At 62.7% G+C, this 20710-nt stretch carries 15 protein-coding genes; 5 read left to right on the forward strand and 10 right to left on the reverse strand.

Features of this window, described 5'->3' with window-relative positions:
• The first annotated feature begins 41 nt into the window (after positions 1–41).
• The gene (locus tag ACL9RI_RS05045; protein WP_422725485.1) at positions 42–1181 is read left to right on the forward strand and encodes a TIGR03118 family protein; all 1140 of its coding nucleotides are present in this window, start codon (positions 42–44) and stop codon (positions 1179–1181) included.
• 4 nt (positions 1182–1185) lie between these two features.
• Here ACL9RI_RS05045 and ACL9RI_RS05050 read toward each other — a convergent pair whose 3' ends face one another.
• From ACL9RI_RS05050 to wrbA, 7 genes are read right to left on the reverse strand one after another with little or no spacing between them, the layout of a single operon-like run.
• Positions 1186–3054: an ABC transporter transmembrane domain-containing protein gene (locus tag ACL9RI_RS05050; protein ID WP_422725486.1), complete on the reverse strand. Its 1869-nt coding sequence runs from the start codon at positions 3052–3054 to the stop codon at positions 1186–1188.
• A 47-nt stretch (positions 3055–3101) separates the two neighbouring features.
• Positions 3102–4178, reverse strand: a complete 1077-nt coding sequence (locus ACL9RI_RS05055; protein WP_422725487.1) for a lipocalin-like domain-containing protein — start codon at positions 4176–4178, stop codon at positions 3102–3104.
• On the reverse strand, positions 4178–6796 hold the full coding sequence (locus tag ACL9RI_RS05060; protein ID WP_422725488.1) for an FtsX-like permease family protein: 2619 nt from the start codon (positions 6794–6796) through the stop codon (positions 4178–4180). Before ACL9RI_RS05060 ends, ACL9RI_RS05055 begins: the two co-directional genes overlap by 1 nt.
• Positions 6784–7212, reverse strand: coding sequence for a DUF4124 domain-containing protein (locus tag ACL9RI_RS05065; protein WP_422725489.1), 429 nt, complete (start codon positions 7210–7212; stop codon positions 6784–6786). The genes ACL9RI_RS05060 and ACL9RI_RS05065 overlap by 13 nt, the downstream gene beginning before the upstream one ends.
• The gene (locus ACL9RI_RS05070; RefSeq protein ID WP_422725490.1) at positions 7209–8624 is read right to left on the reverse strand and encodes an FAD-binding oxidoreductase; all 1416 of its coding nucleotides are present in this window, start codon (positions 8622–8624) and stop codon (positions 7209–7211) included. Before ACL9RI_RS05070 ends, ACL9RI_RS05065 begins: the two co-directional genes overlap by 4 nt.
• Entirely contained in the window at positions 8621–9022 is a 402-nt protein-coding gene (locus tag ACL9RI_RS05075; protein WP_422725491.1) for a DUF2069 domain-containing protein, read from the reverse strand. Before ACL9RI_RS05075 ends, ACL9RI_RS05070 begins: the two co-directional genes overlap by 4 nt.
• Positions 9022–9630, reverse strand: a complete 609-nt coding sequence (wrbA, locus tag ACL9RI_RS05080; protein ID WP_422725492.1) for an NAD(P)H:quinone oxidoreductase — start codon at positions 9628–9630, stop codon at positions 9022–9024. Before wrbA ends, ACL9RI_RS05075 begins: the two co-directional genes overlap by 1 nt.
• Before the next feature lie 69 nt (positions 9631–9699).
• Here wrbA and ACL9RI_RS05085 point away from each other — a divergent pair, with 69 nt between their 5' ends.
• From ACL9RI_RS05085 to ACL9RI_RS05100, 4 genes are all read left to right on the forward strand, one after another.
• The gene (locus ACL9RI_RS05085; RefSeq protein ID WP_422725493.1) at positions 9700–11076 is read left to right on the forward strand and encodes a YihY family inner membrane protein; all 1377 of its coding nucleotides are present in this window, start codon (positions 9700–9702) and stop codon (positions 11074–11076) included.
• A 91-nt stretch (positions 11077–11167) separates the two neighbouring features.
• Positions 11168–13960 (forward strand): DUF3857 domain-containing protein, encoded by a 2793-nt coding sequence (locus tag ACL9RI_RS05090; RefSeq protein ID WP_422725494.1) that lies wholly within the window; start codon positions 11168–11170, stop codon positions 13958–13960.
• Entirely contained in the window at positions 13960–15204 is a 1245-nt protein-coding gene (locus ACL9RI_RS05095; protein WP_422725495.1) for a DUF2059 domain-containing protein, read from the forward strand. The genes ACL9RI_RS05090 and ACL9RI_RS05095 overlap by 1 nt, the downstream gene beginning before the upstream one ends.
• Before the next feature lie 90 nt (positions 15205–15294).
• Positions 15295–16494, forward strand: coding sequence for a hypothetical protein (locus tag ACL9RI_RS05100; protein WP_422725496.1), 1200 nt, complete (start codon positions 15295–15297; stop codon positions 16492–16494).
• 8 nt (positions 16495–16502) lie between these two features.
• On the opposite strand, the gene ACL9RI_RS05105 is transcribed toward ACL9RI_RS05100, so the two are convergent.
• From ACL9RI_RS05105 to ACL9RI_RS05115, 3 genes are read right to left on the reverse strand one after another with little or no spacing between them, the layout of a single operon-like run.
• Positions 16503–18458 (reverse strand): DUF6630 family protein, encoded by a 1956-nt coding sequence (locus tag ACL9RI_RS05105; RefSeq protein WP_422725497.1) that lies wholly within the window; start codon positions 18456–18458, stop codon positions 16503–16505.
• A 15-nt stretch (positions 18459–18473) separates the two neighbouring features.
• Positions 18474–19277 (reverse strand): alpha/beta fold hydrolase, encoded by an 804-nt coding sequence (locus ACL9RI_RS05110; RefSeq protein WP_422725498.1) that lies wholly within the window; start codon positions 19275–19277, stop codon positions 18474–18476.
• Position 19278: 1 nt separating this feature from the next.
• Positions 19279–20589, reverse strand: coding sequence for an O-acetylhomoserine aminocarboxypropyltransferase (locus ACL9RI_RS05115; RefSeq protein ID WP_422725499.1), 1311 nt, complete (start codon positions 20587–20589; stop codon positions 19279–19281).
• Between the last annotated feature and the right edge of the window lie 121 nt (positions 20590–20710).

Genomic DNA, 20710 nt, shown 5'->3' on the forward strand with positions numbered 1-20710 from the left:
GGTGGCAAGTTCCCCCACCTACCGAGCAAAGAGAGAAAAAAATGAACGCACAACTGAACATCAAACGTATCGCCGGCCTGTTGACGGCGGCCGGCCTGGCATCCACGCTGGTTGCCTGTGGCGGCGGTGGCTACAACTCTTCGAATCCATCGGCGCCAGTCGTGCCGGCAGCGCCTGCGGTGGGCGCCACTTTCGCCGCCAAGGCGCTGGTGTCCGATATCGCCGGCGTGGCGCCGACCACCGACGCTAACCTGATCAATGCCTGGGGCCTGGCCTTCAATCCGACCGGTGCCTCGTGGATCGCCAACGCCGGTACCTCGACCTCGACGCTGTATGACGGCAATGGCGTCAAGCAAAGCCTGGTAGTCAGCGTCAATCCGGGCGCGCTGGGCGCGGCCAAGCCGACCGGCATCGTGTTTTCCGGCAGCGCCACCGACTTCAAGATCAGCTCCGGCGGCGCCACGGGTCCGAGCCGTTTCATTTTTTCTGGCCAGGCTGGCACCATCGCCGCCTGGGCGCCCAGCGTCGATGGCACGCATGCCCTGACCATCGTCGACAATGGCGCCAGCGGCGCCGTCTACAAGGGCCTGGCGATCGCCAACGTGAATGGCGCCAACCTGATTTATGCGACCGATTTCAAGAACAACCATATCGACGTGTTTGACGCGAACTTCCAGCCGGTCACCCTGGCGGCGGGCTTCAAGGATCCGGCCGTGCCTGCCGGTTACGCGCCTTATGGCATCCAGACCGTGGGCAGCAGTATTTTTGTCAGCTATGCCCAGCAGGATGCGACGGGCAAGATCCAGGTGAAGGGCACCGGCCTGGGCATGGTCAGCCAGTTCGACACCAGCGGCAAGTTGATCAAGGACCTGGTACTGCCGGGTGGCGCGCTCAATGCACCATGGGGCCTGGCGGTGGCGCCGGCCAACTTCGGCACGTTCAGCAATAATCTGCTGGTGGGTAATTTCGGCGATGGCAAGATCAACGCGTTTGACGTCACCACCGGCAAACTGCTTGGCACCGTCAGCGACAGCACGGGCGCGCCGCTGGTGATCGATGGCTTGTGGGCGCTGCAGTTCGGGAACGGTGTCTTGAACCAGCCGACCAACACCCTGTTCTATACGGCTGGCCCGCAAGGCACGACGCACGGCCAGTACGGCCGTGTCGATTTCGTGAAGTAAAACCTTAGTGCGCTGCGAATCCAGCGTGGAATTGCAGCGCCGCCAGGTTGGCGTAGATGCCGCCCAGCGCCACCAGCGAAGCATGGGTGCCCGTCTCGACGACCTGGCCGTCTTCCATCACGACGATGCGGTCGGCCCGCTGCACAGTGGCCAGGCGGTGCGCGATGATGACGGTGGTGCGGCCCACCATGGCCGCTTCCAGCGCCGTCTGCACCAGGCGTTCCGATTCCGCGTCGAGCGCGCTGGTGGCTTCATCGAGCAGCAGCAGCGGTGGATTCTTCAGCAGGGCGCGGGCAATCGCGATGCGCTGGCGCTGGCCGCCAGACAGGCGCACGCCACGCTCGCCGAGGAACGATTTATAGCCATTCGGCAGGCGCTCGATGAATTCGTGGGCAGCCGCCATTTTCGCCGCGGCGATCACTTCCGCATCGCTCGCGCCGGCGCGGCCGTAGCGGATGTTTTCCATCGCGTCAGCCGAGAAAATCACCGTATCCTGCGGCACGATGCCGATCGCGTCGCGCAGGGTATGCAGATCGAGCTGCTTGATATCGACGCCATCGAGGCGGATATTGCCGCTTTGCGGATCGTAAAAGCGCAGGAATAGCTGGAACAAGGTGGTCTTGCCGGCGCCGGACGGGCCCACCACGGCCACCGTTTCGCCGGGCTGGATATCGAGGCTGACATGGCTCAAGGACGGCGTATCGGGGCGCGACGGATAGTTGAACGAGATATCGTTCAGGCTCAAGGCCGCGCCATTGGCGGCGCGCGGCGGCAGGGCCAAGGGAGAGGCGGGCGATTGAATCTCGGACTTGACGGCCATCAGTTCGAGCAGGCGTTCGGTGGCGCCTGCGGCGCGCTGCGCTTCGCCCATCACTTCCGACAGGGCGCCGATGGCGCCGGCCAGGATCGAGGCGTACAGGATGAACTGGCCCAGTTCGCCGCCCGTCATCGAACCCTCCAGCACGGCGCGCGCGCCCAGCCACAGCACGAACACGATGCTGCCGAACACCAGCAAGATGGCGATCATGGTCAGCACGGCGCGCGCGCGGATGCGGCGCATGGCGGTGGTGAACGCATTTTCCACGGAGTCGCCAAAGCGCGACGATTCAATTTTTTCGTGCGTAAACGCCTGCACGGTCGGCATGGCGTTGAGGATTTCACCGGCCATGGCCGAAGCGTCGGCGATGCGGTCCTGCGAATCGCGCGACAGCTTGCGCACCTTGCGGCCAAACACCACGATGGGCACGATGACCAGCACCAGCAAGCCGATGATGATGCCCGACAGCTTGGGGCTGGTGACGAACAGCATCACCAGGCCGCCCACGAACAGCAGCACGTTACGCAGCGCCATCGAGATGCTGGTGCCGACCACGGCCTGGATCAGGGTGGTGTCGGTGGTGATGCGCGACAGGACTTCGCCGGTTTGCGTGGTCTCGAAAAACTCGGGGCTTTGCGTGACCACGTGGCGGTACACGGCGCTGCGGATATCGGCCGTCACGCGCTCGCCCAGCCAAGACACCATGTAGAAACGCGCGGCCGTGGCCAGCGCCAGGATGGAGGCCACGCCGAACAGGGCCAGGAACACCAGGTCCACATGCTGGATGCTTTTCGAACCGGCTGCGCCGCCGAAACCCAGGTCTATCATCTGCTTGAACGCGGCGGGAATGGCCAGGGTGGAGGCGGCGGCCACCACCAGCGCGATGCCGGCCAGGAAAAACTGCTTGCGGTAGGGCGTCAGGAAAGGGAACAAGCCCTTGAGGGCCGCCAGGCTGCCTTTTTTCAGTTCGCGGCTGGTGCTTGCATCGGAAGGTGACGTTGCTGCAGGAGCGTTGTTGGTGGTGCTGGCGCTATTGGTATCGGTACTGGTTGTCATTGTTTTCCGCTTTAATGGTCTTTGCTGGCTCTGTATTACTGTACTACTTATAACTTCATCGGCTGCACATAGCCCGTCATTTCCAGGTAGGCGCGGCCTGCCGGCTGGCCGTCGCGCTGCACCGTCACGGCGCCTTCCCAGTACACGGCGCCCGTCGAGCGGCGCGAATCGAGTTCCTGGTCCGCCTGCAGCGGCGTGATCTGCCAGCGCGTCGCCCCCGTGCGTATCTCGGTCGCGACCGGATATTCGGCTTGCGTGCGCGGCGAGCGCCACAGCTGCGTGGGCGTAAATGCGACGTCATCGGGGCCGAACTGCGTGACCTTGCCCGATGGGTCTCGCCATGCCGCGTGCGCCCATAGTTTAGCACCTGTCTTGCTACGGATCTGGAAGGCCATCAGGGCGCCGCCGTCGTCGAGGTTGGCGCCTATCCAGTTCCAGCCGCTGGCGTTCGCGTCGAGCACCTGGCTGGACCACTCGTGATCGAGCCAGGTTTTCCCCGTCACCGCTTCCGGCTTGCCGCCCGCGCGCGTAATGGTGCCCGTCGTGCGTAGTTGCGGCTCGCTGTAGTAATAGCTGGCCTGCGCAGGCAGCGCGCCCTTGCGCGAATAACCGCGTTCGCCCTGCAGCAGCACGGGCTGGGTCGGCGCCAGCTGCAGCTGCAGCTGGAAGTCGCGCGCCGCCACCGTGACTTGATAGCTGCCGTCGGCCCGGCGCAACATGCGCCAGTCGTCCAGTTTGACATCGGTATTGCCGACCTTGGCGTAAGCGAGGCCAAAACCCTCGCGCGCGCTTTTTTCATCGTGCAGCAGCTTGCCGACCGCGGTATCGGACAAGGCCGCGTGGCCGATGATCAGCTGCTTGGGCGCAAATGCGCTGGGATTCTCCGCATCGGTGGCGGTGGCGCTGCGGAAGAAGGTGACCTGGTAGCCCAGCTGCTTGCCGGCTGCCGTCGTGACCCAGCCCGTGGCGTACCACCATTCCGTCTTGTAGGCCGGGTGGGCGCCGAAGTCCTGCGGCATCTTCAAGGCCAGGCCTGGCGCCAGCGGCGTGACGGGGGCAAAGGCGGGCGGCGCGGCCAGCGCAGAAGCGCAGCAGCATACTAAAAACAGGGCCATGCGGCGCATTACCAGTCCTCCCTGACGGCGCGGATGGGGCCACCGGACAGCGCCTGGCGGCCGGAGACGAGGGCCGTGGCGGCGGCAGCGAGCAGCAAGGTGCCGGCCACGGTGGCGATCAAGGGCCATGGCAAATGCAGCTGCATGGTCCAGTGGAACGATTGCGGGTTGACGATAAAGACCAGCACAAAGCTGATCAACAGGCCCAGTACGAAACCGGTGGCGATGCCCAGGCCCGTCAACGCGCCGCCTTCCAGTGCCAGGATGCCGAGGATCTGGCCACGCGTGACGCCCACGTGGCGCAGCATGCCGAATTCACGCGCCCGCGCCAGCGTCTGCGCCGAAAAGGTAGCCGCCACGCCGAACAGGCCGATCACGATGGCGATGGCTTCGAGCAGATAGGTGACGGCGAAGCTGCGGTCGAAAATCTGCAGGCTGAGGGCGCGGATTTCCGACGGCGCCGACACCTCCAAGGTGGCGCCGAAAGGCAGATGCCTGAGGCGTTCCTGCAAGTCGGCGTTCGATACGCCCTTGTCCAGCCACAGGGCGGCGTCGCTCACATCCAGGTCGCCCGTCAGTGCGCGGTAGTCGGGCAAAGGCATCTGGATCGAGCCGCTGGAACGCGCATAGTCGCGCCAGATGCCGGCGATGAAGAAGTCGTGCAAGCCGCCCGCCAGCGGCAGGGCGATGGTGTCGCCCGGCTGGCGGCGATACAGGTCGGCCGCCGCTTCGGACAGCCACACGGGGCGGCTGCCAGCGGGTACGGCCAGCGAGTCGCCGACCAGCACCATGCTCTTGCCCGGTTCCTGCAGATTGATGGGGCGCGCCAGCAATACCACGTTGGGGCGGTCCGGGGCCAGCGAAAGCGAGCGGGTGCGCAGGAATTCCGCCTTGGCCACGCCGGGCAGGGACGTGATGGACGCCTGTTCGCGCGGGTTCAGGCCCGCCGTGCTGCCACTGGCGGCCGTGCGTGCATACAGGTCGGCCGGCAAAATCTGCAGCAGCCAGTCATCGACGGAGACGCGGAAACTCGACACCATGATGGCCATCGCCACCATCAGGCTGAAACTGGACAACACGCCACCGAGCGCGATGCCGGCCTGGCCCGAGGCGTTGGCCAGGCGGGCAAAAGTCAGGCTGAGCACGGGCGCGCGGGCGCTGATGGCCGTGCGCAGCCAGGCGCGGTGCACGCTGCGGAACACGATGGCGGCCAGCTGCGGCATCAGGGCGATGGCGCCGATCAAGAGCAGGGCGATCGACAGATAACCGAACAGGGGCAGTTCCAGCACGGGCGGTAGCCGCGTGAGCAGTCCGGCCAGCAGCAGGCAGACCAGCGCCGGCCAGGTCTTGGCCAGGCGTGTCGTCACCGCTTCTTCGCTGCCGGATTTCAAGGCGATGGCAGGGGCGGCGCGCGCTGCTTCCAGCGCGGGCGCGGCGCAGCCCAGCAAAGCTACCGCCAGGCCCAGCGCGAAATAGACCAGGGCGGCGACGGGCGTAAATTGCACTTGCGGCTGCACGCCCGCAAAATACCCGGCGCCCAGGTCGCCGCCAAAGAAGCGCAGGGCCAGGGCGGCCAGCGCATAGCCGCCGGCGATACCGGCTGCTGCGCCCACCACGCCGAGGCTGGCGCCTTCAAGCAGCACCTGGCGCAGCAGCTGGCCCCGTTCCATGCCCAGCACGCGCAGCAGCGCGAACTGGCTGCGGCGGCGGATCACGGACAGCGCCTGCGTGGAAAACACCAGAAAGGCGCCCGTAAACAGCGCGACCAGGGCCAGCACCGTCAGGTTGACCCGGTAGGCGCGGCTCAGGTTATTGTTGCGGCTATTCTGGTTTTCATCGTTGGGCTGGCCCACGCGGAAGCGCCCCGGATAATCGCGTTCCAGGTCGCGCGCCAGCGCCGCTTCAAAGGCGTCGCGGTCCACGCCGTTGCGCAGCTTCAGATCCACGCGCGACAACTTGCCCAGCTTGTTAAAACGCCACTGGGCGGCGCCCAGGTCCATCACGGCGATGCGCTGGCCGGCCCGCGCGCGCTGCAGCGAACCGGCCACGCGCAGGTTCACCGTGCCGCTGCCCGATTGCAGGGCCAGGCTGCCGCCCTGGGCCAGGTCCAGCCATTGCAGGGCGGCCGGTGACGGGAAGATGGCGTCGTCGGCCAGGGTGTCGAACACCTGGCCATCGGCGGGCGCGCCGATCAGGTCGGGCGAAATGAAGCCGGCGCGGAACACGTCGAGCGCCAGGATATGCAGCGCGCCCGCATTTTTTGCCGGCCCGGTGGCGGGGCTGCTCTGGCCGATGACGCCAGCCTGCAGTTCCAGGATCGGCGATGCCACGGCCACGCCCTCGCGCTGCGCCAGCCAGGGGTAAATGGCTTCGTCAAACAATGCTTCGCGGCCGGCCACCTGCACGTCGGCCTGGCCGGACAGGCTTTTGACGGCCGTGGAAAATTCATTGAAGGCGGCCGCATTGATCAGGTGGATGGCAAAACCCAAGGCCACGCCGATGGCGATCGCCAAAATGGCGACCAGCGCCCGCACGGGATGAAAGCGCCATTCGCCGAGCAGCAGCCAGCGCGCCAGCAGGCGTTGGGAAGCTGGCAACGTGTTTTGCTGCTGCTTCAATTCGGGCATGCGGTTGCCAGTTTTTCGGCGGCCCGCTGCGCCTTCAATTGCGCCGCATCGCGGGTTTTCTCATTGGCGTTAGCGGCATCTTCGGCGGCCCATTGCTGGTCCAGGCGCAGCTGGGCGCAGTGTTTTTCGCGCGCCTCCAGCTGCTTGCTGCCCCGCGCACGGGCCGCATCCTCGCGTTGTTCCTGCTGCTTGCGCACGAATTCCAGCTGGCTCGAGACACGCTCCTGGCGCGTGGCCGCGCCCTTGTCGACGGCGGGCGGTGGCGCAGGCACGGCGAGGATTTGCAGCTGGCCGGCCGCGCACGGTGTGTCGCCATAGCTGGTCTGGCCATCCTTGACGCATTTGTAGACGGTTTGCGCGCTGGCAGGACTGCTGGCCAGCAAAGCGACGGCGGCCAGCAAGATGGCGTGTTTCATAATATCTTCCCCGGATTCATGATGCCTTGCGGGTCCAGCGCCTGTTTGATGGCGCGCATCAGCTGCAATTCCAGCGGCGATTTGTAGCGCGCCAGGTCATCCTTCTTCAGCGCGCCGATGCCGTGTTCGGCCGAGATCGAGCCGCCAAAGCCATCGACCCGGTCATGCACGATCCGGTTGATGGCGTCCTGGTTGGCCAGGAAGTCCGTATCCGTCATGCCGGGCGGCGGCGCCACGTTGTAATGCAGGTTGCCGTCGCCCAGGTGGCCGAAGCACACCAGCTGGCAGCCGGGGAAGGCCGTTTCCAGCGCCACGTCGGTGACGGCGATGAAGTCGGCGATGCAGGAAATCGGCAGCGAGATATCGTGCTTGATGTTCTTGCCCGCCTGTGCCTGCGCCAGCGGTATATGTTCGCGCAGCTGCCACAAGCCTTCCGACTGGGCCACCGAACTGGCGACGACGGCGTCTTCGATTAATTCGTCCTCCAGGGCTGCGCCTATGCTCGCTTCCAGCAGTTCCACGGCGTGCGCCTCGGACTGGCTGCTCGACAATTCGAGCAGCACATACTGGCCGTGCGGCGTAGAAAACGGGCGCGGCAGTTGCGGGAACTGTTCCGCCACCAGCTGCAAACAATAGCGCGACATCAGTTCAAAGCCGGTCAGGCTGGCGCCGCAATGGTCTTGCATCAGGCTGAGCAGGCGCAGCGCATGGGCGGGCGAAGGCATGGCGGCCAGCGCCGTGATGCAGGCCTTCGGCTGCGGGTACAGCTTCATGACCGCGCCCGTGATCACGCCCAAGGTACCTTCTGCGCCGATATACAGGTCGCGCAGATCGTAGCCGGTATTATCCTTGCGCAGTCCGCGCAAGCCGCTCCAGACTTCGCCCTGCGGCGTGACCACTTCCAGCCCCAGGCACAATTCGCGCGTATTGCCGTAGCGCAGCACGGCCGTGCCTCCCGCATTGGTGGCCAGGTTGCCGCCGATGGTGCAACTGCCTTCGGCCGCCAGCGATAGGGGGAACAGGCAGCTGGCGGCGCTGGCCGCTTCCTGGATGGTTTGCAGGATGCAGCCCGCATCGACGGTGATGGTGCGGTTGACGGGATCGAGCGCGCGGATGCGGTTCAATCGCGCCAGGGACAGCACTACGGCGGTGCCGGCCGCGTCGGGTATGCTGCCCAGCACCAGGCCCGTATTGCCGCCCTGCGGCACCACCGGGATCGACCATTGTGTACAGGTCCGCAGCACGGCGGCCACCTGTTCGGTGGAGGCGGGGCGCAGCACGGCCAGCGCCTGGCCCGTAAAACGGTCGCGCCAGTCGGTCAGGAAGGGCGCCATGCCGGCGGCGTCCGTCAACACATAGCTGTCGCCCAGCAGTTCGCGGCAGGTGTCCAAAAAAGGTGTTTGATCGCTCATTTCGTGGGATTGACTTTCGCTAGCAGTTCCTTGGCCATGCGCTTGGCGGCCTGTTTATACGGGCGCAGATACAGCACGGCGCAGAAAAAATACACGCAGACGATGGCCGCTTCGCCCCAGGCCATCAGCGCTGAATGGGCTTGCGTATCGCTATAGCCGCGCACCACGCCTTCGGTGAAATACAGCAAAATCACCATCGATGACCATTGCAAGGTATAGACGTCGCGCTTGATCACGCCATACAGGGGGATCAGCAGCGGCACGGCTTTCAGCGCCACCCAGGAACCGCCCGGATGCAAGGGCGCCACCAGCATTTCCCACAGCAGGCACCAGACGATCAGCGCAGCCAGGCTGGCGATGGCGCCCCAGTGAAAATACCTGTGCAAGGCGCCGTGCATCAGGCGCCTGCCAGCTTGACGGCGTTTTCCGCCAGGCGGCGGCCCAGCGCCAGGGCCAGGCGTTTTTCATCGTCGCTGATGGCCTTGTCGCCATCGATGCCCGACCAGTGGGTGGCGCCATAAGGCGAGCCGCCGCTGGAAGTGGTCATCAGTTCAGGGTTGGTGTAGGGCAGGCCCAGCACCACCATGCCGTGATGGAAGAGGGGGATCATCATCGACAGCAGGGTCGATTCCTGGCCGCCATGCAGGCTGCCGGTGGAAGTGAACACGCAGGCGGGCTTGCCGGCCAGGCTGCCGGCCAGCCAGTCGCTGGCCGTGCCATCCCAGAAGTACTTCATGGCGGACGCCATGTTGCCGAAGCGGGTCGGCGAACCCAGGGCCAGGCCCGCGCATTCCTGCAGGTCGTCCAGTTCCACGTAGGGCGCGCCCTCGGGCGGCACTTGCGGGGCGGTCGCTTCCGCCACGCTGGAGACCGCGGGCACGGTGCGCAGGCGCGCATCGCAACCGGGCACGCTTTCCACGCCCTGGGCGATCAGTTCGGCCAGCTGGCGCGTGGCGCCATGGCGTGAATAAAACAATACGAGAATAATCAGATTGGTTGGCTTCATCGTTGGTATTATAGGGCGCTTTACAGCCTGATACGACTGCTGTCATGGCGCTATCCTGATTTGAGTTACATGTTTTCCAAATATATACAGCCCTTCTTCGTTTACCTGTTCCGTACCGCCAGCGTCGGCATCGACGTCGTGCGCGGCATGAGCTGGTCCGAAACGCGCGAACTGGTGCAGTTTGCGCGCCGCCGCGTGCGCGAGGAAAGCCTGCCGCAAGTGGCGGGCAGCCTGACGTTTGCCACCGTGTTTGCGCTGGTGCCGCTGCTGACACTGGCGCTGGCGATTTTTACCACTTTCCCCCTGTTTAATACCTTCCGCCATGCGCTGGAAGATTATTTCGTGCAAAGCGTGATACCGAAGGGGATCTCGAATACCATCCTCGGTTACCTGACCACCTTTGCCTCGAAAGCCACGCGGCTGTCGGCGATTGGCGCGGGCGCGCTGATTTTTACGTCGGTGACGATGATGGGCCTGATCGAGCGCGTCTTCAACCGCATCTGGCGCGTGAAACAGGAGCGCCGCTGGAGCAAGCGGCTGCTGGTCTACTGGGCCATCGTGACGGTGGGCCCGCTGCTGGTGGGCGTATCGCTGACGGTCACGTCCCGCGTATTCATCGCGACCAGCGGCCTGGTGGGGGGCGTGCCTTTCCTGGGCGCCGTGTTTTACACTTTCGTGTCAGTCGGCCTGACCATGCTGGCGTTCACCTTGCTGTATATCGCCGTGCCGAACCGCGACGTCGACTGGCGCGATGCGGCCTGGGGCGGCTTGCTGGCGGCGCTGGCATTTGAAGTGGCCAAGCGTGGTTTCGGTGAATTCATCCAGGAATTCCCCAGCTATTCGCGCATTTATGGCGCGCTGGCCGCCTTGCCCCTGTTTTTGGTGTGGATTTACCTGAGCTGGATGATCACCCTGGTGGGCGCCTTGCTGGTAGCCGCCTTGCCGGTCGTGAAATACGAGCGCTGGTGGTATGAAGCGGCGCCCGGCAGCGAGTTTGTCGACGCCGTCGCCGTGCTGAAAGTGCTGCACGTGGCGTGCCATTGCGCCGATACGGCCCTGGTGGGCGCGGCCGAGATCCGCCGCAGCACGCGCCTGGGTTTCGAGGAAATGGAAAACCTGCTCGACAAGATGGTGGCGCAGGGCTGGGTAGGACGGGTCAATGTGGAAGGCCCCGTGCGGGTACAGTGGGGCAAGCGGGTGGCCAGCAATGCCGACCACTGGGTCTTGCTGGGCAATGTCAACCGGATTACCCTGGCCGACGTCTACCGCCTGTTCGTGTTTGGCGGCATGCGCGTCAACTCCGGCTACCCGGCCGGTTCCACCAATGAACGCGACCTGAAGGCCGCCGAAGATGCGGCAGCCCTGGCGGCGCAGGTGGAAGGCGCGGTGGAAGAGGGCCTGGGCATGACCCTGGCGCAGCATTTTGGGGAAGTGCGCTGTCGCTGAATATACACTATGTCGCAATAATAATTTCCAATATGCAACATAAATGGGTTGCTTAATCTATAATTGATGGTTTTCAATTCAGAAAACCTTCATGCGCAGATTTCCATGGCTGAAAATGCTGCAGCGTCGATGGACGCTGCTGTTGCTGCCGTTTTTCATCGCCCACGCCCCCTTTGCCACCGCCACTACGGAGGCGCCCCTGCCGGCGCCGGCCGGCATGCGTAGCGTGCAGCTGGCGCAAGCCGCTTTTACGCGCGGCGACGCAGTGCCTTCCTGGGTAGACCGGATTGTCCAGCTGCCGCCCGCCATCACCAGTACGCCACTATCGGTGCGCCTGGCCGACGTGCAATTTCATGCCGATGAGCAATCTGCCTACTATATCCACCGGGCATTCACTGCCAACGAGGCGTCCAGCCTGGGAGCGCTGGGCCAGTATGAAATCAGTTTCCAGCCCGATTATCAGCGCCTGCAGCTGCACAGCCTGCGTATCTTGCGCGGCGACACGGTGATCGACAAGCTGCACTCGGCGGACATCCGTTTCCTGCAGCGCGAAGCAGGCTTGTCCCAGGGCGTGTATTCCGGTTCCATCACGGCGGCCATCGTGACCGACGATGTGCGCGCAGGCGATACGCTGGAAGTGGAGTACACGGTGTTGGGCGACAATCCCGTGTTTGGCGGGAAATTTTCCGACAACGCGGCCTGGGATAGCGCGGCGCCGGTTGCGCTGCGGCGTATCACCGTCGATATGCCGGAAAAGCGCCGCGTTGCCTATCGCACCATCGGTGGCGGCGCCGCCATCGTGCCGACCGAGCGGCGCAGCAATGGCCGCCGCATCCTGCGTTTCGAAGCGCGCAATCTGCCGGCGCTGGTGGCCGAACCGTATGTGCCGTCCGACGTGGCGCAGGAGCGCTGGATCCAGTTTTCGGAATTGGGCAGCTGGCAGGAGGTCAAGCGCTGGGCCCAGGTCCTGTTCGAGGCGCCAGCGGGCGGCGAGGCGGTGCAGGCAGCGCTGCGCGCCGCAGGCGCCACCGGCACGCCCCAGCAGCAGGTAAGCAAGGTGCTGGAATTCGTGCAGAATGAAATCCGCTACCTGTCGATTTCAGTGGGCGAGAATTCGCACCGGCCATTTCCTCCGGCGCAAGTGCTGCAGCGGCGTTATGGCGACTGCAAGGACAAATCCTTGTTGATGGTGGCCATGCTGCGTGAACTGGGCATTGCTGCCGAGCCGGTGCTGGTATCGACCCAGCTGCGCAAGGGGCTGGACCAGATGCTGCCCAGTCCTATCCTGTTTGACCATGCCATCGTGCGCGTGCATGTTGGCGGCAAGACGTATTTCCTCGATCCTACGCGCTTGGGGCAGCACGGCTTGCTGGAGCGCATGGGGCAGGCGCATGGCGGCGCCCAGGTGCTGGTGGTGGGTACGGCGGGCAATGGCCTCGACACCATCGCCGTGCAAGATGATCCTGATCTGATCACGGACAAGCGCACCGAGCGCGTGGTCTTGAACGATTTCGAGCAAGCTGCGCAATTGCAGGTCAGCGTAGAGTATGTCGGCAATGACGCAGAGAATATGCGCGTACGCCTGGCCAGCCTGGATGCCCAGCAATTGCGCAAGGCCTATGAAAGCGCGATCGGGCGCCGTTATGCGGATTTCAGCATGCTGGCTGAACCGTTGATCAGCGATGACCGCGTGCATAACCGCTTGAGCGTAAGCTTGCGCTACAGCATCAATAAATTCCTGGAAAAAAATGACAATGGCTGGCTGATACGCTACAAGCCCGTCAATCTGACGGAACAGTTTTATGTGCCTGACCTGGTCAAGCGCAAGTATCCGCTGCAAGTGCCGACCTATCCGTCGATCTATCTCTATGATTTTGAAATCACCCTGCCGGAGCAGGTCGATGCGCATTTCCAGCCATCGCAGAACAGCATCGATAACCCGGCCTTCAAGCTGACTGAAGCGCTGGCCTTTACGGGCCGCGTGGCGCAGGCGAAGTTGCGCCTGGACGTGTTGACAGATCGCGTACCGGCGGCCGAGGTGCCGGCGTTTGTGGCTGCCAGCCGCAAGGTCAATGAAATGCTGCAAGGAAGCATCGGCGTGCCGACCCGCGTACTGCGTAAGCCAGCCGAGCCGGTGCTCAGTTATAAAGACAGCATCAGGGCCGGTCTCACAGCGAACCTGCAGGCCAGTGGCAAGATGGTGGCCGACGCCGAACTCACAGGACAGGACGCCAGCGCCGCCCTGTGCGAGCGCGCGCGCATCTATAGCTGGCTGGGGTTCCAGGCGCTAGCACTCAGGGATGCGAACCAGGCGCTGCAACAACAGCCGCAGTCGGCCGATTTCCTGGTTTGCCACGGCGATATCAGTTTTGCCGCAGGCAAGTTCAAGGACAGTGCCGCCGACTTTGCCCGCGCCGTGGTGCTGGGACACAACGATGGCGCCACCTACCAGCGCAAGGGACTGGCCAATTTCTATCTGGGCAATCAGCCTGAAGCCTTGAGCGCCCTGGCGCGTGCTGGCGAGAAACTGGACGAACCGCTGGCGCATGTGCGCGTGCAGATCTGGCAAGCCATCGCCGGCTCCTTGCCGGCCGCGATAGATGCTGGCGGACCTCCGGAGTTGCTGACAGAACAGTGGCTGACCGAAGCCCTGACCATGTTCCAGCAGCACACCGGCCCGGAAGCCATGCTGCGCCAGGCCAGCCGCGATGGAGGCAGCAGCCTGGAGCCGCGCCTGACGGAAGCCTATTTCTATGCAGGCAAGTTTTATCTGCAACAAAAAGATCCGCTACGCGCGAGAGTGTATTTCCAGCGCGCAGTCGACAAGGGCGTCTTGCATAGCATTTTCTACACGCTGTCCAGCCTGGAGCTGGCGCGTATTTGATGAACACGGATCTACTTTATATGCCGATGAAACGATTACATCCCGCCATCCTGGCCGCCGTATTGCTGTTGCCCGCTACCGGCATGGCCCAGAAACCCGAGACCGCGGCCGCGCCGGCGGCAGCGCAAGTGTCGCAGGCCATGACTGCCAGCCATACTGCGGCAGTGCGCAAACTGCTGGAATTGATGCTGCTGAACGTGCAGATCCGCTGGATCTGGGAAGCTTATTACCCGCTTGACTCTCCTTTACGGGAAGTGATGCAGTATATGAGCACCCATGTCAGCGATGACGAGATTTTCACGAAATTTACGCCGGTATACGGGAAATATCTGTCGGAAGATGATGCCAAGCAATTAATAGAGTTCTACGCGACGCCTCTGGGCCAGCGCTATATACGTTACACACTGCGCGTTGAGAAAGGCGTGCCGATGGATTTTCAGCCTGATGTGACCGCTAATGAGCTGGGTGAAATGCTGCCAAAATCCCGTTCATCTGCCGGACTGAAGCTCAATGCTGCTCAAAAACAGATCTGGGCAGACAGTGGCTTGTTGTGGGAGGCGTGGGCAAATGAGTATGGCAAGCGCTTTTTGGCGGTATTCAGGGACAATTTGCGTGAGTTGATGTCGGTGGCGACTGCCTTCCAGCCTGACGATCCTGTGCGGCTATTCACAGCCAAGCCCACCGGCTCTGCTTATCTTGACAAGTTGTTGGCCATTTTGAGCGACTTGTTGTTGAGCACGAAAGACGTCACGCGTGCTTACCTGACCGATATGCAAGGTTATGGACTGGATCTGGCGCTCAGTCCTGAACGGCTGGTGAGCGCCGATGGTATCGCCATCTCAAAGGCGAGCATTGCCAAGGCCAATGAGCGGGTAGAGTCGTATTTGCTGGAAGTCGATAAGGTGTTGCAGGAAAAGCGCCAGCCTTTGCTGGCCATGGCGCGCAACAAGGATGAGTTGAAAATGCTGGAACGTAATGTGGCTACCCGTTACGACTTCATGCTGCGGCTGGGTGAAAACCAGCGTAATTTGCTCGATTTGTTCACGCGCATACTGCGTTTGGCTGAATCGCGCGTGGGCAGCATTCACCTGGAAGGCGAGAGCCTGGTTTTCCAGAGTGAGGCGGACTTGACGCTATACCAGACACTGATGGCCCAGTTGAAAAAAGCGGTCGATGAAGAGGATGCCCTGGATGTCGAGGCGAAAGAGACAGCCCAGCGTGCCTTGAAAAAGCTGGACAACTGATAAGTATGCGGGGCGGCGCCACGCCAGCAGCGCCACGCTGTTCCGGCTGGAGCCGGAGCGGCTTTGAATGACTATTAACGAAACGTTTTCATGAAATTATTACGCCCTGCGATATTGGTCGCCATGCTGGCCCTGTCCTGTCCCCTCCATGCCGAAACCATTGCTGCACCAGCTTCGCCATCGTCCGATGTTGCCAGCGTAGAACATCGCACTGCCGTACGCGGCGTGCTGGAAGGATTTCATCTCGGCTTGATGGCCCGAAATGGGATGAAGAAAGCCGGCCCCGCCGATTCCATCATGCGCGAAGTGATGGTGCATATGGAACAGCATGTCAGCGATGACGAAATCTATACCAGGCTGACACCGTTGTACCTCAAGTACTTTTCTACCGAGGAAGCCACGCAATTGGCCAGCTTTCTCCGCAGCGATGTCGGTCAACGTTACATGATTGCGGTGTTATCGAATAGGGGGGCGATGCAGGGAGACAAAGACCCGCATTTCACGGACAAGGAGTTGCTTGAGTTGAAACGTGGCATCGCCTTGCCGGCCTGGATCCAGATGGGCCAGGCGAATGAACATATCGGTCCGGAAATGGGACAGATGGTCCGTGCGTGGAACGCGCAATACTATGCCCAGCTCTCTGCCCAGTCCAATGCGTCATTGCGCGCATTCGTGAGTGCCTGGAAGAATAAGCAGCCAGGCGAGCCTGAGCCGGTACTGGCCTTGAGCGCTATCTCCAATCTCCACGAGGTGGAGCTATTGACGGCCGATTTTATTCCGGCGATGTACAAGCTCAACCATGCTTATACGAGCGATCTGGCCAGCTATGGCCTGGCGGTCAGCCTTAGTCCGGAGCGGCTGGTGAGCGCGGAAGGTATTGCCATATCGAAAGAGACAGTGACCAAGGCTTCAGAGCGTGTCGAGCTTTATTTGGCGGAGGCCGACAAATTATTGCAAAAAGTGCAGCATGGTGTGCTGGCGAGTCAACTCGACCAGGCAAATATCGAGTCCTTTAAAAAGAGCCTGGCTTACACTTACGGTGTCATGTTGCGCCTGGCGGAAAATCAGCGCCACCTGCTGGACTTGTTCACGCGCACACTGCGTCTGGCCGAATCTCGCCTGGGTGCCATCTACCTGAAGGATGGAAAATTGATTTTCAAGGATGAGGCGGACTTGAAAATGTATCAGTCGCTGGTGGCGCAGATGGATAAGGCTGCTGAGGAAGAGGTTGCGCTGAACGTGGAAGGCACAGGGGGCACGCAGCTCAGTTCCAAAAAGAGCGATCAGTAGTTTTTATATTAATTGCCAATCAATACAGGGCGCAATCCAGCCTGCCGCGCCACCTCGTTGAACTGTGCCACCTCCTGCCCACGCACGACACCCAGATAATACGTATCTTCGCCGCCCTGCATATTCACCAGCCGCAGGCCATGGGACGCCAGGTGGCGGGCGATGGCGGCCAGGCCGGTGCTCATGTCGTCGCCGTCTAAGCGTTCCGCCCAATCGAAATGGTGCAGGGCCGGTAAATCGATATGCTGGCCGATGCGGGCCACTTCATCGATGGCTTTCCAGTCCAGGGTGGTGCCGTGGCCCAGTGCATGGGCGGCCGTGGACCAGAGCAGGAAGAAGCAGGCTGCCTCGGGCGTCGCGCCTTCGTATTCTGCGTGAGGGTCGTCTGCTGCCAGCTCTTCGAGGGTAATCTCGACGCAGCGCTGCGCCAATTCCCGGTCGCCTTGCAGCAGCAGGGCGGCCATGGCAGACAATTGTTCGCGGTCGGCCTGCTGCAGGATCTGCACTGGCGTGTAGCTGTTTTTCGGCGCGGCTTTTTTCCGGTTCAAGCCCATGGCCTCGCTGAGCTGGGCCGTGATATCGGCCTTGAAGGCTTCCACGCTGCCGTGCTGCTGCAGCAAGGCTCCCGTGAAATCCATGCTCCAGGCGCAACCATCCTTGATCACATATAAAAAATCATCTTGCACCACCACGCCGCGCAAATGGTGGGCGGGCAGGTAGCGGGGCGTGAACACCTGCTTGCCATCGAGCGTCAGCATGCAGGCCAGCCCTTGCGCATCGGTGGCGTAGACCAGGTTCTTGCGCACTTTCGGCGGTGATGAGGTCGTGGCGCAATCGATTTCGCAGTACTGGCAGGGCGCCACCAGCTCGCCCTTCAGATTAGCCAGGCCAAACAGGAAACGGCCATCGATGCGCTGGCTGACGATGGCGAGCTTTTTCTTCGTGCCGAAATTCTGGACGGAAAAAAACTGCGGCGGCAGCAGCACGGCGCCATGGCTATCCATCACGCCGCACACATTGCGGTCATCTGCATCGCCGGTTTGGCGTTCGAAGTCCAGGTGGCCATCGTCGCGCTGACAGAGATTATCCACGCTGTCGTGCAGTAGCGCGCCATCGGGCAGGCGCAGCAGGCAACTGGCGCTATCGGGCAGCACGCGCTGCAGCAAGTGGGGGCTGATCACATACAGGGCGCCAGGGGCAGGCGGCAAGACGATGACGCCATTCAAATCCATCACGCCGTGCGTCTCGCCGATGGCAAAGGTGAGCCAGCCATCGCCGGCGTGATACGTATCGAGTCCGGTGGCGCCCAGCGACAGAGGGGCGATCCAGCGGCCGTAGGGCGTGACCAGGCCATGCTGCCCATCGCGGTGTTTCACTGTGTAGCACAGCGTTTCTTCCACCCATTCGAGCACCTCCAAGCCTTGGTCTTGCAGAAAGGGCAGTTCGTCCACGTCAGCTTCCTCGATTTCCATCAGCTGCGCGCTGGCGCTGGCCGACCAGTAGCCAAGTTCTGGTATCTGCAGCAGGGGCGCCAGCGCTTGCCGGTCGCCGCGCAGCAGGGCAGCGTGCAGCTGCTGCGCCTCGATACGCAGTGCTTGCAGCGCGGCCGCATATTCAGCGGTGCCGATATCGTGGTTGATCAATTGCACGCCATCGAGCACCAGCCAGGCCTGGCCGCCCGCCAGCAAATCGCTGATGGCGGAGGCGTGGGGCACATCCATCAAGGCGCATAGCGCTTGCCAGCTCGCCTGCGCCTGGGCCATGGGTGCGGCCAGCACGCAATCGCTGTCTTCGCCATCGCCATAGATGGGCCAGGCGACAGTTTGCGTGCCGGCGCCGGCCAGCAGTTTGAACAGCATCGGTATGTGGTGACGCCATTCGGCCAGGCCGCTGATGGCTTGCATGTCGAAATCGGGGTGGCCGGGCAGGGTGGCGGTGCTGAACAGGGCTGCGGTTGGTATCATCGGTACGAATCAAAGTCAGGTGGTGGCAAAGGAAAACAGGGCGTCGAGCACGGCGTCGGGCTGTTCGGCCATCAATTCATGGCCGCTGTCGACCGTCACCTGCTTGCCGTGTGCGATGATGGATGTCAGCAGCCTGGTCGATTTGGGCGGCGTCATCATGTCGCGCGCGCCAATGAGGAACAGGGTCGGGCAGCGCACAGTGGCGGCGGCTTTTTCTCCATTCGCGTAGGCGTTGCAGGCATAAAAATCCGTGTAAAAGACTTGCTGCGGATTGATGGCTGCAATGCGCTGCTTGAGGCGCCGTGCGCCGCCCATGGCGTAAAAGCCGGGGCCGGGAAACGACGGCTTTTGCGCGATCGACGAGTGCGACCAGAGATTGACCATGTCGATGGCGGCCGCTTCATCGTTGCGCGCCGTCTCCAGCAGCGCTGGCGACACTTTCATCGGGTAGGTGGACCCCAGCAGCGCCAGGTGGCTGACCCGGCCTGGCGCCTGGAAAGCCGCTTCCAGTGCGATCAAGGAACCCATGCTGTGGCCGATCAGCATGGCTTGCTCCACGCCGGCCGCGTCCAGCAGGGCCAGCAACCATGACGCCAGCGCTTCCACGCTGGTTTTCGCTTCGCCCTGGCTGCGACCATGGCCAGGCAAGTCCACCGCCAGCACATTCCAGCCGTGATGGGCGAAATAGCGGGTTTGCAAGGCCCAGACGGAATGGTCGTTTTGCGCGCCGTGGATAAACACGGCCGTCGGCTGGGCGGGGTTGAAGGCTTTGCCGCCCGTGTAGCAATAGGCGCTGGTATTGTCAACGGTGAATAACATCTCAGGCGCCTTTCTGCGATTGTTTCAAGCCATGGGCCAGGTCCTCGATCAAATCATCGGCGTCTTCCAGTCCCACCGACAATCGCATGGTGCCTTGCGTGATGCCGGCCAGCGCCAATTGATCGTTGGGCACCCTGAAATGCGTGGTGGAGGCAGGGTGGATCACCAGCGACTTGGCGTCGCCCACATTGGCCAGGTGCGAGAATATCTTCAGGCTGTCGACAAAGCGCTGGCCCGCCGCGCGGTCGCCGCGCAGGTTGAAGGTGAACACGGCGCCTGCGCCCTTGGGCAGCAGGGTTTGCGCCAGGGCGTAATCGGGATGCGATGGCAGTTCGGGATACGACACCGATTCCACCGCCGGATGCGACAGCAGCCATTGCACGATCTTGCGCGTATTGGCCACGTGGCGGTCCATGCGCAAACCCAGCGTTTCTATCCCCTGCAAGACGGCGAAGGCATTGTGCGGGCTCATGACGGCGCCGAAATCGCGCAAGCCTTCGCGCCGCGCGCGCAGGGCAAACGGCGCCACCGTCGATTCCTCGGCAAACACCATGCCGTGGAAGCCTTCGTACGGTTCGCACAGTTCGGCGTAACGCCCCGTCCTGTCGTAGGCCGCTTGCCAGTCAAAGGTGCCGCCATCGACCAGCAAGCCGCCGATGGCCGTGCCGTGGCCGCACAGGAACTTGGTCGCCGAGTGAAACACCAGGTCGGCGCCATGTTCGAAGGGGCGCAGCAGATAGGGCGTGGTGAAGGTGGCGTCCACCATCAGCGGCAGGAAGTGTTCGTGGGCGAGGGCGGCGATGTGCGGGATATTGAGCACATCGAGGCCGGGATTGCCCAGGGTTTCGGCAAACAGCAGCTTGGTATTCGGGCGGATCGCGCTGGACCAGGCATCAGGGTCGCGCGGATCGACAAAGGTGGTCTCGATGCCGAAGCGTTTCAAGGTGTAGGCCAGCAGGTTGTGCGAACCGCCATATAGCGCCCGCGAGGCGACGATATGGGAACCGGCGCCGGCGATGGTGGTCAAACCCAGGTGCATGGCCGCTTGTCCGCTGGCGGTGGCGATGCCGGCCACGCCGCCTTCCAGCGCCGCGATGCGTTCTTCCAGCACCGCGTTGGTGGGATTCGAGATGCGGCTGTACACGTGGCCGGCCCGCTCCATATTGAACAGCGAGGCGGCATGGTCCGAGCTTTTGAAGGCAAACGAGGACGTGAAGTGGATCGGCGTGGCGCGCGCACCGGTAGCCGGGTCGGGCGCGGCGCCTGCATGCAGCGACAAGGTGTCAAAACCGGGGTATTTCGGACCGCTCATGGTGTCTCCGCCAATTATTATAGTGGCCAGATCGTACCCGGATTTGTGGCGGAGTAACAGGGCAGGCGTGCAGGCCGCATGGGCTGGTTTGTTTGCAGTACTTTTTTCAAACGCCGAAAAA

This window comes from Janthinobacterium sp. Mn2066 (assembly GCF_049319705.1).
GTDB lineage: Bacteria > Pseudomonadota > Gammaproteobacteria > Burkholderiales > Burkholderiaceae_D > Janthinobacterium.